This window comes from Thalassolituus sp. UBA675 (genome assembly GCF_002297765.1).
Lineage (GTDB): Bacteria > Pseudomonadota > Gammaproteobacteria > Pseudomonadales > Oceanobacteraceae > Thalassolituus.
Genome location: NZ_DBNJ01000004.1, coordinates 88,403 through 101,065, shown reverse-complemented (window position 1 = coordinate 101,065; position 12,663 = coordinate 88,403). Strand labels below are relative to the sequence as shown.

12 protein-coding genes are annotated in these 12,663 nt (G+C 53.0%); 1 reads left to right on the top strand and 11 read right to left on the bottom strand.

The window, feature by feature from the left end; all coding sequences use genetic code 11:
• Positions 1-25: 25 nt before the first annotated feature.
• On the top strand, positions 26-1,615 hold the full coding sequence (locus tag B3007_RS02050; protein ID WP_068439722.1) for an alkaline phosphatase D family protein: 1,590 nt from the start codon (positions 26-28) through the stop codon (positions 1,613-1,615).
• Positions 1,616-1,639: 24 nt separating this feature from the next.
• Here the strand turns inward: B3007_RS02050 and ggt are convergent, their stop codons facing one another.
• The 11 genes from ggt to B3007_RS01995 form a co-directional block, all read right to left on the bottom strand.
• The gene (gene ggt / locus B3007_RS02045; RefSeq protein ID WP_301376682.1) at positions 1,640-3,352 is read right to left on the bottom strand and encodes a gamma-glutamyltransferase; all 1,713 of its coding nucleotides are present in this window, start codon (positions 3,350-3,352) and stop codon (positions 1,640-1,642) included.
• A 72-nt stretch (positions 3,353-3,424) separates the two neighbouring features.
• Positions 3,425-3,682 (bottom strand): YfhL family 4Fe-4S dicluster ferredoxin, encoded by a 258-nt coding sequence (locus tag B3007_RS02040; RefSeq protein WP_068435219.1) that lies wholly within the window; start codon positions 3,680-3,682, stop codon positions 3,425-3,427.
• Positions 3,683-3,734: 52 nt separating this feature from the next.
• A complete protein-coding gene (coaD, locus tag B3007_RS02035; RefSeq protein WP_068436960.1) occupies positions 3,735-4,217 on the bottom strand; it encodes a pantetheine-phosphate adenylyltransferase in 483 nt (160 codons plus the stop codon).
• Positions 4,218-4,297: 80 nt separating this feature from the next.
• The gene (locus B3007_RS02030) at positions 4,298-5,362 is read right to left on the bottom strand and encodes an FAD:protein FMN transferase (protein WP_301376681.1); all 1,065 of its coding nucleotides are present in this window, start codon (positions 5,360-5,362) and stop codon (positions 4,298-4,300) included.
• Positions 5,363-5,366: 4 nt separating this feature from the next.
• Positions 5,367-5,822 (bottom strand): TlpA family protein disulfide reductase, encoded by a 456-nt coding sequence (locus tag B3007_RS02025; protein WP_301376680.1) that lies wholly within the window; start codon positions 5,820-5,822, stop codon positions 5,367-5,369.
• The gene (locus tag B3007_RS02020) at positions 5,819-6,988 is read right to left on the bottom strand and encodes a DUF3570 domain-containing protein (protein WP_301376679.1); all 1,170 of its coding nucleotides are present in this window, start codon (positions 6,986-6,988) and stop codon (positions 5,819-5,821) included. The genes B3007_RS02025 and B3007_RS02020 overlap by 4 nt, the downstream gene beginning before the upstream one ends.
• Positions 6,979-7,203 carry a DUF4266 domain-containing protein gene (locus B3007_RS02015; protein ID WP_068436954.1) on the bottom strand — a complete coding sequence of 75 codons (225 nt, stop codon included), beginning with the start codon at positions 7,201-7,203 and terminating at the stop codon, positions 6,979-6,981. The genes B3007_RS02020 and B3007_RS02015 overlap by 10 nt, the downstream gene beginning before the upstream one ends.
• A 119-nt stretch (positions 7,204-7,322) precedes the next feature.
• Positions 7,323-8,711, bottom strand: a complete 1,389-nt coding sequence (locus B3007_RS02010) for a succinylglutamate desuccinylase/aspartoacylase family protein (RefSeq protein ID WP_301376678.1) — start codon at positions 8,709-8,711, stop codon at positions 7,323-7,325.
• Positions 8,712-8,952: 241 nt separating this feature from the next.
• On the bottom strand, positions 8,953-10,575 hold the full coding sequence (locus B3007_RS02005) for a GMC family oxidoreductase (RefSeq protein WP_297531693.1): 1,623 nt from the start codon (positions 10,573-10,575) through the stop codon (positions 8,953-8,955).
• Positions 10,576-10,603: 28 nt separating this feature from the next.
• On the bottom strand, positions 10,604-11,161 hold the full coding sequence (locus B3007_RS02000) for a twin-arginine translocation signal domain-containing protein (protein ID WP_297531695.1): 558 nt from the start codon (positions 11,159-11,161) through the stop codon (positions 10,604-10,606).
• 10 nt (positions 11,162-11,171) lie between these two features.
• A complete protein-coding gene (locus B3007_RS01995) occupies positions 11,172-12,614 on the bottom strand; it encodes a coniferyl aldehyde dehydrogenase (protein ID WP_297531697.1) in 1,443 nt (480 codons plus the stop codon).
• Positions 12,615-12,663 lie beyond the last annotated feature (49 nt).

Genomic DNA, 12,663 nt, shown 5'->3' with positions numbered 1-12,663 from the left:
GGCTGATTCTCGAGGAGTAGTCATTATGTCCGTCACGCGTCGTTCATTTCTGCGTACAGGTACCGCGAGTCTTGCTGGAGTCAGTGTGGCACCGGGGGCGCTGGCAATGAGCCAGATTCCTGCGGAGCCGGAGCTACCGGCTGCGGGGTTCTTTAACTACGGTGTTGCCAGTGGTGACCCTACGACTGACTCTGTACTGCTCTGGTCTCACTTTTCTCCTGTCAGCCCGATGGATGTTGATGTGATCTGGCAGTTGGCCACCGATGATGGCTTTTCTGACATTATTGCCAGTGGTGTGGAGCGCACAGGGGCATATCGTGACTATACCGTGAAAGTGGACGTGACCGGGTTAAGTTCAGGTACCTCTTATTTTTACCGCTTTCTGGCCATGGGGGAGACATCTCCGGTTGGTCGTACACGTACTGCTGATGCCGGGAGCCCGGACGCTGCGCGCTTTGCGGTGGTATCCTGCTCCAGTTATCCACATGGCTATTTTAATGTCTATCGGGTGTTGGCTGAGCGCAGCGATCTGAATGCAGTCATTCACCTTGGAGACTATATCTACGAGTATGGTCAGGACGAATACGGCGAAGACAGTCTGCGGAGTGAGCGTGCACTGGCGCCTGCTCACGAGACCGTTTCATTGTCTGATTATCGTCGTCGCCATGCGCTCTATAAACTGGACCCGGATCTTGCTGCAGTTCACCAGCAACACCCCTTTATCTGCGTCTGGGATGATCACGAGTTTACCGATAACGCCTGGCGTGATGGCGCTTCCAATCACGATGACACAGAGGGCGATTGGTCTGCTCGTAAAGCGGCCGCAAAACAGGCGTATTTTGAATGGATGCCGGTCAGAGAAAATCGCTCGGGCAGTATTTATCGTCGGATTCAGTACGGTGACCTGCTTGATCTGTTGATGCTGGATACCCGCGTCGAAGGGCGTGATGAGCAGCCTTCTGGTTCAGGTAAGCAGCAGGTGGCAATGGATGAAAATCGCTCGCTGCTCGGCTTTGAGCAGGAAGCCTGGCTGCACGATCAACTGGTCAGCAGTTCAGCACAATGGAAGATACTCGGGCAGCAGGTCATGATGGCTCAACGATATTATCTGAATCTGGAAAATCTTCTTGGTAGCGGTGCGGCGGCGTCATTCTGGCTTGATAGCTGGGACGGCTACGCAGCAACGCGAAACCGCCTGCTTGAGGTTGTGCGCAGCCAGAATGTAAAAAATATGGTGGTGCTGACAGGCGACCTGCATGCCTCCTTTGCGGCAGACATTTCTGATGACCCCTACAGCTGGAGCAACTATAACCGCTATACCGGAGAGGGATCTCTGGCCGTCGAATTTGTCACGCCCTCGGTGACCTCTCCGGGGTTTCCGAAGGTGATTGCCAACAGCGCAGAGAACACCATCATGGCCGGTAGCCCGCATATTAAATACGCGGAAGTGCAGACCCACGGTTTTATTCTGCTAACTGTGGATCGCACTAAAGTTCAGTCAGACTGGTATTACGTGCCCACAGTGACTGAACGCAGCAAGGTCGTTGAATGCGGTATCAGTTATGCCTGTGAAGACGGTCAGGGCCGGTTGAAACGTGTTTATCAACCAGCCTGACTATCAGCCTGACAGCATAGCAACTTACTGAGTGATGACTCTCGCGCTGCCAATGCCGCGCGGGTCTGAAGCGGCGGTGACTTCGCCGCTTTTCTTATCGATCAGGATGGCCTGCATATTGCCGTATTCACGGCCGACATCGCGGAAAGAATGACCGCGCTTCTGCAACTCGGTCATGGCTTCTTCAGAGATCACGCCCGGTTCGTGCTGAATGACATCGGGCAGGTACTGGTGATGAATGCGCGGACGTGCGACCCAGTCTTCGACGGGTTTTCCTTGCAGATATTCCAGCGCACCGAGGAAGACCATACTGATAATACGGCTACCACCCGGTGTTCCCAATACGGCAATGCTGTTTTCAGATTCCAGCATCGAAGGCGACATGGATGACAGTGGGCGCTTACCCGGAGCAATCGCATTGGCTTCATTGCCAACCAGACCATAGGCGTTTGGCTCACCCGGCTTGGCAGAAAAATCATCCATCTCGTTATTAAGTAGTACGCCGGTACCCGGAATCGTGTAGGCAGAACCAAACGGCAGGTTAATACTTAGGGTGGCTGATACACGGTTTCCTTCTGAATCAACGACAGATAAATGCGTTGTGTGGAAACCTTCCTGAATATTTTTAGGGCCATTTAATTCGGTGCTCGGCGTCGCCTGATTCATATCGATGCCGGCTGTCCATTCTTTATTACGCTCATCACTGATGAGTTTTTTCATTGGGACATCAACAAAATCCGGGTCTCCGAGAAATTCAGCACGATCGCGATATGCACGGCGCATGACTTCGGTGAGCAGGTGTATCTGATCGGCTTCATTCATGCTTTGCCAGTCAAAGGGCTCAAGCATTTTCAGCATCTGGGCAATCGCGATACCGCCAGAAGAGGGCGGTGGCGCACTGATTAACTGAGTGCCGCCTAGTGTCACTTTGACTGGCTCTCGTTCTTTCACCTCGTAAGCAGCGAGGTCGTTCAGAGTCCAGTCGCCGCCCGCCTTGTTGACCTCGTCGACCATGGTCACTGCCAGTGGGCCGCGATAGAAGCCATCAAAACCCAGGTTGGCGATGCTGGTGAGGGTGTTAGCAAGGTCAGGCTGCTTCAGTGTGAAACCGACCTCTGGAATACGGCCGTCATCCAGGAAAACGGAGGCACTAGATGGGTAGCGTTGAACCGCGTCGAGTCGGTAGCTCATCAACTTCTGATAATGCGGATCGACAGGAAAACCTTCGCTTGCCTGAGTGATGGCGTCGGCGAGAGAGCGTGTGAGTGGTAACTTACCGTAGTGCTCGGCGATATAAGCGAATGCTGCTGGCTGCCCGGGGATACCGCCCGCGGTCGCGCCATTTACGGCCTTGTCTCTGTCGACGTCTCCGTTTTCATCCAGGTAGTAATCCCGGTGAAAAGACTGTGGTGCTGTCTCGCGTGCATCGATAAAGCGATATTGCTTCTGATCTGCATCGTACAGCAGCCAGAAGCCCCCACCGCCTATACCTGCGCTATAGGGTTCGACAACGCCCAGACTGGCCGCAACGGCGATGGCAGCATCAAAGGCATTGCCTCCTTCAGCCAGAACCTCAAGGCCGGCCTCTGTAGCCAAAGGATGAGCACTTGCTACGGCCACTGTGCCTGAGAATGATTCAGGTTGAGTATCTTTCTGAGCACAGCCAGTGACAGCAGTAGTAACAGTGAAAATGAGAGCGCTGGTGGCGAAAACTCCAGCAAGCCAGGTGCGGCGCATAAAAAAGCCTCCGGTGACAGGAGGCTCTAGTGTCTTACTCGCAAGCGCCGGGCGCAACCGGCGTGGGTGGAATCAGGCGATTTTCTTGCCCGTCAGGCGCTCGTACTTAGCTTCGAGCTCTTCCTGAGTTTCCATGTTGTCGTCATCCTGTGGGATGCAGTCGACCGGGCATACAAGCTGGCACTGAGGCTCATCGTAGTGACCTACACACTCGGTGCATTTTGCCGGATCGATTTCGTAAATTTCTTCTCCCGGAGTGATCGCTTCATTCGGACACTCTGGCTCACACACATCACAGTTGATGCACTCATCAGTAATTATCAAGGCCATGACTAACCTCCATCAGGGAATACGGCTCAGGGAATACGGTTGCTGAGGCGTATTATGCCTCAGTCTGGTATTTTTTCAGAGTGTTAGCGACGGTTGGATGAACCAGCGTACTGATATCACCTCCCAGAGCTGACACCTCGCGCACGATCGTCGACGACACATAGGAATATTGCTCTGCAGGTGTCAGAAACAAGCTTTCGACGTTCGGTGCCAGTACGCGATTCATGTTGGCGAGCTGGAATTCGTATTCGAAGTCAGAAACTGCACGCAAGCCGCGCAGAATGATGTTGCCGCGCTTTTCTTTGACGAAGTCTGCAAGCAGGTTGCTGAACCCGACAACTTCAACGTTATGCAGGTGGCCCAGTACGCTCTGAGCCAGGTCTACGCGTGTCTCGAGATCCAGCAGCGGGCGCTTCTTTGGGCTTGCTGCAACGGCGACGATAATGTGATCAAACATGCGCGCTGCACGTTCAATCAGATCGGTGTGGCCGTTGGTGATAGGGTCAAAGGTGCCCGGGTATACAACTGTATTCATAAAATCAGCCTTATGGGTGATATCTGCGCGAATAGTAATAGATGGGTGGGGTCTGGGCAAATGGCAGGAGACGTCACACTTTACATAGAGATATGCGGCAGGGTACTGACGACCTCTCCGTGTTTGTCGATGATCAGCACCTCAGCCTCAGGCATATTCTCTATCAGCGTAACGCCCTTTTCTGGGCCCAGTACAAACACGGCAGTCGCCAATGCATCAGCGAGGTAGGCTCGCGAGGTCAGCACGGTGACGCTACGACTCAGATTGGCAGGATAGCCAGTATCCGGGTCGATAATGTGATGGTAGCGAGTGCCGTTTTTCTCAAAGTAGCGCTCGTAGTCCCCGGAGGTTGCGACGGCACCGTTGGCGACCGGCAGCACGGCGATCAGACTTTCTGGGTTGTCTGGATGTTGTATGCCGACTTTCCAGCGCTTGGCACTGTTCTTGGCATTGTCTTTAATAGAGGCTCCCGAGCTGGCGTACAGATCACCGCCCGCATTGATATAGAACACCTCGAAACCGGCGTTACGGATAACCTGCACCGCGCGATCAATCGCATAGCCTTTAGCAATGCCTCCGAGGCCAATCTGGGTTCCTGCCTTCGTCAGAAAAACAGTCTGTTTTTCTTCATCTAAGGCGACGTGTTGATAATTAATGGAAGCGGCCGCGCGCTTTAATTCGGCCGCTTCAGGGATCGTTTTTTTTCGAAAGTCCCAGAGCTTGCCCGCGCTTTTAAAGGTGATATCAAACTTTCCGCTACTAAGCTCTGATATGCGCAGAGCTTCGCTGATTAAACGAAATACTTCAGGTGACACCGGAACGGCTTTCTCGCCCGCTGCCTGATTTACCGAACTGATTTCGCTGTTGGGTTCCCATTCAGAGAATACCTGCGTGACGCGTTTGATTTCATCGATGGCGCTGTCTATTGCCGTATTGGCTGCCTTCGCGGAGTGGCTATCGCTGGTAAGAAGAATCTGAAAATCGACCGTGGTGGTCATCAGGCTGGTGGACCTGTTGACCGCAGGCGTTGCCTGATTTTCTGAAGTGCCGCTGATGCGTTCAGCGGCATGTAACGGGTTAACAAAGAGGCTCAGGCTAACCAGAAAAATACACCGGGCACGCAGTTGTCTGAGCGGAAAGACCACGGAATTATTGCTCTGCCGACAGAGTATCGAGAGCGGCTTTAAAGTCGTCGTCAGTGCGTCGACCGCGATACACCGCATCTCCTTTGCTGTTGAGCACAATCAGAGTCGGCGTGCCCCGCACTTCGAACTGATCTCCGATGATCAGATCCGGGTCACTCAGGGATGGCCAAGGGAGTGCGCGCTCTACTTCTACCTGGCGACCATCTTCTGGATTTTTATTCACATTAAGACCAAGCCAGGTAAATTCCGGGTGGTCTTTTAATTCCTTCTTTAAGTGTGGAATTTCTTCCATGCAGTAGCCGCACCAGGATGCCCAGACAATTAATACAACCGGTTTTTCGGGCTGATTAAAATCTATGGAGTAGGTGTCGTTATTCAGCGTTGAGTAATTTCCTGCGAGCGATGCGATTGAAAATAATAGCGCTGAAAAAGCGGATAGAAAAACAGAAATTAATTTCATAATGCGGTGTACCAACCTAGTGTCAGCCAGTAAAAATTCAGGTCATCTGAACGACGATACATATTAAAGCCGATATCGTAATCTGATGGTGCTTTGGTGAACCAGCCTGCTTTCCGGTAGGACAGAACCAGTCCCGCGCTGTGGCCATCAAAATGTCCGAGGTCAGAGTCACTGGTCTGGTAAGTCTGCGGTGCACTGAATTGTTCTGAAAAATATTCTGTGGCCGTTTGTGTGTAAAACCGATAGCTAGGTTCCAGTGTCAGTTGCCCGTCATTCAATCGATAGAAATAGCGAGCTTCGAATGCCTGACCATCCAGCTCCCAGCTGTCCTGATAATGACTGAGGCCCAGCTGTACGGAGTCTTCACCGATGGCGTGTTTATAACGAACGGAGACTGTATTGCGGACGCGTTCATCAGGAAGGACTTCAAAGCCACGCTCACCGTTATCGAAGAGTACTGAATTAAATGAGGTGGCTAACATGCCGCGCTGGCGGCTGTAGACCCAGGACAGGTTCATCAGCGATACCGGTGATAGCGTCTGAGTCAGGCTGAAGGCCCCGGTGGCAGTATCGCGCGGTTCGTCGGTTTCTTTGCTGCCGTCGTAGCGGATCATGCGCACCGTATCATCATAAAACTGAAAGTCTGCACTCAGCTGGGTCGACTCTTCGTTTAATGATTGAGAAATACCAAATCCATAACCGGTGCTGCGGTAAGCGTATTCCTGACCGTAACTGGTATGCAGAGTGACCCCCGTGCGGCTGTCACTGCGATACTTCCAACGCCCTTCGAGATTGAAGCGTCCGGGGTTATAACCGGTCGCGCCAGAGACGGTTTCTGCTTTATCGCGGGCGTCATCGTAAGAGGCTGCGGTGACCAGATCGCCCACGGCTTTAAAGCTGGCGGCGTTATTTTCATTCAGTCGTTGCTGAAACAGGAGAATACCTTCGTAGATGGTCGCATCTTCTTCGATGGTTGGGTTACCCCCTGAACCACCATCATCTTCCTGCTGGTAAACAATCCCCCGGGCGGCAAAGATGCTGTCGAGTTCATCTGTCGTAGGGGCAGCCGCCTGAACAGCTGTCGTTACAGCAATGGCACAAGCGATAGTCAGTATTCGCAGGAGATAAGCAGGGCGAACTGCTGTGATCAGACGTGTCAGTAACACCCGCAACCTCCACCACCACCGCCGGTAAATACACCGGATGCGCCTTCGCGGGCACTGTATACATCGGCTTCGATTTCGCTCTTCAGGGGCGTGCTGTCGAACGCCATATCCGGCTGAGACAGGCGCTCTCGCTCGTTAAAGCGTACTGGGGTACAGGCCGAAGCGGATACAACTAGTAAAGTCAGAATGCCGCAGCCCAGATATTTAGTATTCATGCTGTGCGTACCAGATCTGCAATGCAGGTATAGTAACAGCTATTGCAGGACGCTTTATGACAGTCTCGTCATACCAGCATGAAATACTCAGCTGGACACCTCATTTCCGACATTACTGATTACTCAGCGTTCTCAGAGCCGCCCTCAGAGTCGCTGATTTTTTTCATGCTTGCTTCGGTGTCTTCCGGGGCGGGCGCTGTTTCCGGGTCGTCGGGGTACGACTGAACCGAACCTGATTTCTGACTTTCTTCTTTCAGTTCTTCCTGCGCTTCTTCTTTAGCCTCTTCCGGGGTCTTGGCTTCGCCGATGTGATAGGCAGCAAAACCCGTCTGTACGACCTGATTGAAGGCCATGCCGATAATTTTTCCGGACAGAGGAGAAACGATATCGCTGCCTGTATTGGATACCGGATCAACAACACGACCCAGCACATCGCCCTTGCGAACCGTGTCACCCAGTTCAACATCAGACATGAGTATCCCGCCCTGATCGGATCTTACCCACTCAGAGTGATAGAACACGGGCTGAGGCGTTCCCCAGAAGCGCATCGTAGGCTGGATGTCGAGATTCTGCAGTAATGTTTCAAGCGCTTTGACACCGCCGTCGACAGAGCTTTCATCCAGACTGTTTGGCCCACCGGATTCCAGCGTGATCGCAGGAATGCCGAGATCGGTCGCGGCACGTCGCAGAGTCCCTTCACTGCCACGACCATGCAGCACAGTAATGCCGCCCAGATGGCGGCTGAATTCGAAGACGGTTTCATTGCTGAGGTCGGCACGGATCTGCGGAAGGTTGGTGCGCTTCAGAGAGCCTGTATGAAGATCGACGAGAAAGTCGCAATTACCGCGGATGATCTTATTGAAGAATGAATAGGCAATACGCGAGGCTGCGCTACCGCTTTCGCTGCCCGGAAAGTAACGGTTCAGGTCGCGACGGTCAGACAGGTAGCGGCTGGCGCGTCGGAAACCATCGAGATTAACAATCGGAACGCCAATGACAGTGCCGTTCATTTTTACCGGTTCGAGCTGGTACATCAGACGCCGCACCATTTCGATGCCATTCAGTTCATCGCCATGTATCGCGGCGGTCAGGCATACCCTGGGCCCAGGATTTTTACCGTGTGCAACCAGCACCGGCACCGGGGTGTCGATACTGGCAAACGACTGTCCGGGGCTCCAGTACAGTGTCTGAAACTGTCCGGGGGGAATGCTGGCGTTGAGAAGGCTCAGGTTCTCGACGACCGGGGCTATTTCGACGTCTTGTTGGCTTACTGGCGGCTTGGCTTCGGTGGTTTCAGGCTCTTTCGTATCACGTTCAGTCGATACAGACCCTGTCACTTGAGGAGCAGGCGACGCTGTTTTTTCCGTGTCTGTTGTTTCGAGGTCCGTTCTTTCCTGATCGGCGCTTTGCGGAGCTGGTTGGGTACTGGAAGGTTGCTCCTTTGAAGCAACCGCAACTGCACAGGGAGCAGCAAGCAGGAACGCTGTGAATAAAGCAAAGTACTTCAATCGAGAGCGCCTGAATGAAAAGCATGTGAATGAAAAGCACGGAGCGATTGAGAAATACGATTTCTCAGGAGAAAACATAACTACAACTCAGTTTGTTGAATGTTCTGAGTCTAGACCATGGTGTCCGTATAAGGTTCGTTCAGAGCGTGTATTTGTGAATTGCTCAGAAAGGAAGGTATTTAAAGAAAGAAAAAGAGCGGCTGAGCCGCTCTTTTCAGTATCAGAAACCAGCACGATTGCTTTATGCGCTGGCTTTGATTTTCTCAACCAATTGGTTAGCAAACTTACAGGCGAAGCCGTAAACCGACAGCTGTGGGTTTGCACCGATACTGGTCGGGAATACTGAACCATCAATCACGTAGAGGTTGTCGAGGTAATGGTATTTACCGTTACTGTCGACGACGCACTTATCCAGGTCTTCACCCATGGTCATACCACCCATAACGTGCGCACTCCCTACGGTGAATGCGTTTGAGCGATTGTCCAGGTTGTTGATGCCTTCGCGTGCTTCTTCAACGGTTTCGTACCAGGGGGCGTCCAGATGCGAAGGTCGAACGCGTTTCGCACCCGCAGCAAACTGAATTTCAGCCATTGAGATCATGGCACGCTGGAATGCATCCCAGATGTAATCGTTAACCGGGTAATCCACAATCGGCGAACCATCGCTGGCCAGTTCGATACTTGCGCCGGGGCTCTCTTCATCGAAGCCGTCACGGATCAGTGCCAGCAGCAGGTTGGTGTTGGGCAGATTGCCCATGTCTTCATAATGACGACCGCCGTGCCCCAGGAAGAGTACCGCTGCCAGACCGGGATGCAGAGGCGTTGCCTCAAGCTTGTAGCCTGCAGGACCTGTGACATTCAGCCATTGGTAATGGTCACTGTAAATAGACTGTGGTGCGCCGTAATACGGGTCGATCAGCTCATCGAACTGAGCGAAGTTAAAGGCCACCGGGTGGAAGAAGGTACGCTTACCAACGCGCTTCTTCGGGTCCGGAGCATCTGAACGCAACAGCAGTGCAGGGCCGTTGATACCACCACAGGACATCACGACGTGAGGTGCTTTCACCGAAAACGTATTGCCGTTCGGTTTGTAGTCGCTGTTCAGGGCCGTCACTTCAACGCCCAGAACTTTTTTGCCTTCAATGATCAGGCGCTCTGCACGAGCGTTATAAATAAGGCCAGATTGTTTATTCAGTGCCCCCGGAATGGTGGTAACCAGCATGGACTGTTTTGCATTCGTCGGGCAACCAGTACCGCAGTAACCCAGGTTCCAACACCCGGAAACGTTACGCGGAATAACGTGCCATTCGAGATTCAGGGCTTCGGCACCACGGCTCAGAACGGCGTTGTTCGGGTTAGGGGGTACTGGCCAAGGCGCAATCTGCAGACGTTCTTCCATGCGTTCAAACCATGGCGTCATCTCTTCTTTGCTGGCGCCTTCGAGTTTGAATTCATTTGCCCAGTGTTCGAGTGTCTGTTCTGGCGTATGAAAGCTTGAAGTCCAGTTGATGACTGTTGTGCCACCGACGCATCGACCTTGAAGGATCGACATTGAGCCGTCCTTGCTCATACGGCCGGCGCTTTCTTGATAGAGATCGTGGTAGGCCTCACGCTCATCCATCTTAAAGTCATTGGTGCTTTTCAGCGGGCCTTCTTCCAGCATCAGTACATTGAGGCCAGCTTCGGCAAGAATTTCTGCGGTAGTGCCACCGCCTGCACCTGTGCCAATAATGACAACATCTGCATTGATGACGCCGCCATCGGTAACGTCGGCTGCATCCTGAACCTTCCAGCCGCCTGCGATACCCTCCAGAATCGGATCAGGGATACCCGCAACCATTGGAATGTGTGGTGTACGTTTCATCGTGTTCTCTCTATCGGATTCTGTCGTGTTATTCGCCAGTGGCGGGGTATGGATATGGCACTTTCACCGGTGGCCCCGGATAGCCGCTGATTTCATAGTTCTCTGGCTGCGAATACCAGCAGATCGTGATTAGCTTACACAGACCCTGATACCCCATGCGTTTGATCGGCAGCCAGGAGTCACGCCAGCTTTCAAGGAATGCCTCGGCTTCTTCAACGGTGGCTTCCTGCCATGGATGCAGCGGTGCACCAACGGCAACACGGGTGACCGGTGAACCCATGAGATCAAATGCCATCTGTAACTGACTCAGAGCGTGCCCCTGAAGGGTCGTCATCAGGGTATCCAGTGACTCCAGCAGGCGCTGACGTGCGTCTTTGCCGAGAGCACCGGGGTAGCCTTTGGTGGTCAGTACCGCGGGTGCAAGAGCACCAAGAAAATAGACATCCACTTCACGCAGTGTCTTAAACCCCTCTGCCGGAGTCTGCTGTGACGAGCAGCCAGTCAACATGGCTGCTCCTGAACCGACTGTCAGTGCAGCGGTGCCCATGGCACCTAGCTGCAGAAATCCACGGCGGGATGTTTTCATTCTTTTCCCCTTACCGGATGAAGAGTTTATAAACCAGATTGTGCAGACGTGTGCCATATGGCGGATAGATCACTTTACCGCTATTAATCCGCCCTTTGCGGTGTACAGCTTTCGCTTTGGATAACGTCACAAAGCCTTCCTTCCCATGGTAATGGCCCATACCTGAGGGGCCAATACCTCCAAAAGGCATGTCATCCTGCGCGATATGCATCAGGGTGTCATTGACTGCAACGCCACCGGCGTGGGTCTGCTCAAGCACTTTCTTTTCAGTATCGCGATTATAACTGAACAGATACAGCGCGAGAGGTCTGTCCCGGTCAGTGATGTAGGCCAGAGCGTCATCAAAACTGCGGTATGTGACGATCGGCAGGATGGGGCCGAACAGTTCTTCCTGCATGACGGTCATGTCATCGGTACCGTTTTCGATGAGGTGTGGTGGCATTTTCCGACAGTCAGAAAAGTTCTCATCGCGCGGGTTTATCTGGGTGATTTTGGCGCCTTTTTCGTCGGCATCTTTCAACCAGGAGAACAGACGCTGGTACTGACGGTCGTTAATGATGGCTGTGTAGTCATCATTATCTTTCATGGTCGGATACATTTTGGTGAATGCCTGGTGATAGCGACCAATGAACTCCTTTTCCTTCCCTTCAGGCACCAGGACATAATCCGGTGCGATACAGGTCTGACCAGCGTTCAGTGACTTACCGAAGCAGATGCGCTCAGCAGCGTGCTCAAGGTTGGCATCCGGGGCAATCAGAGCCGGTGATTTTCCGCCCAGTTCAAGCGTCACTGGGGTCAGGTTTTTAGCGGCGGCGGCCATGACGTGTTTGCCGACAGCGGTGGAGCCAGTGAAGATCAGGTGGTTCCAGGGTACCTCTGAAAAAGCGCTGGAAACATCAACTTCACCCTCGATGATAGCCACTTCATCTTCGTCGAATACCGAAGCCAGCATGTCTTTTAGCGCGCGGTTGGTTGCGGGCGTAAATTCGGACATTTTGACCATGGCACGATTGCCGGCAGCGAGTGCCGTTGCAATCGGTACCAGTGCCAGCTGAATCGGATAGTTCCAGGGCACTATGATGCCAATGACACCGAGAGGCTGATAAACAACTTCATTCGATGCCGGAGCGAACAGCATATTGACGTGACGACCTGATGGGCGCATCCACTTGCGGACGTTCTTAACCATGTAGTTGAGTGCCTGCACGGTCGTCATGATTTCTGCAATCAGGGTGTCTCCCTCGGCGCGGCAGCTGAAGTCTTCGTTTACTGCTTTGACGAGAGAGTCCTGCTGTTGCACCAGGGCTGTTTTCAGTTTCCGTAACTTTTCGATTCGCGCAGCGGCGTCCGGCATAGGGTCTGCGCGAAATGCCTCCAGTTGCTGGTGGTGCAGGGCATGAAGGCGCTCAATTTCCTGAGCGGGCGAATGCAGGGTAGAAACTGTGGCAACCATGGGTGCCTCCGGGTGGTTAACAAATAAACAGATTCTATTATTAGAGTTA

What these genes read in the sequence shown, in the direction of transcription:
- B3007_RS02050 (WP_068439722.1), top strand. Translation starts at nt 26, where the DNA reads ATGTCCGTCACGCGTCGTTCATTTCTGCGTACAGGTACCGCGAGTCTT.
- ggt (WP_301376682.1), bottom strand. Translation starts at nt 3,352, where the DNA reads ATGCGCCGCACCTGGCTTGCTGGAGTTTTCGCCACCAGCGCTCTCATT.
- B3007_RS02040 (WP_068435219.1), bottom strand. Translation starts at nt 3,682, where the DNA reads ATGGCCTTGATAATTACTGATGAGTGCATCAACTGTGATGTGTGTGAG.
- coaD (WP_068436960.1), bottom strand. Translation starts at nt 4,217, where the DNA reads ATGAATACAGTTGTATACCCGGGCACCTTTGACCCTATCACCAACGGC.
- B3007_RS02025 (WP_301376680.1), bottom strand. Translation starts at nt 5,822, where the DNA reads ATGAAATTAATTTCTGTTTTTCTATCCGCTTTTTCAGCGCTATTATTT.
- B3007_RS02015 (WP_068436954.1), bottom strand. Translation starts at nt 7,203, where the DNA reads ATGAATACTAAATATCTGGGCTGCGGCATTCTGACTTTACTAGTTGTA.
- B3007_RS02005 (WP_297531693.1), bottom strand. Translation starts at nt 10,575, where the DNA reads ATGAAACGTACACCACACATTCCAATGGTTGCGGGTATCCCTGATCCG.
- B3007_RS02000 (WP_297531695.1), bottom strand. Translation starts at nt 11,161, where the DNA reads ATGAAAACATCCCGCCGTGGATTTCTGCAGCTAGGTGCCATGGGCACC.
- B3007_RS01995 (WP_297531697.1), bottom strand. Translation starts at nt 12,614, where the DNA reads ATGGTTGCCACAGTTTCTACCCTGCATTCGCCCGCTCAGGAAATTGAG.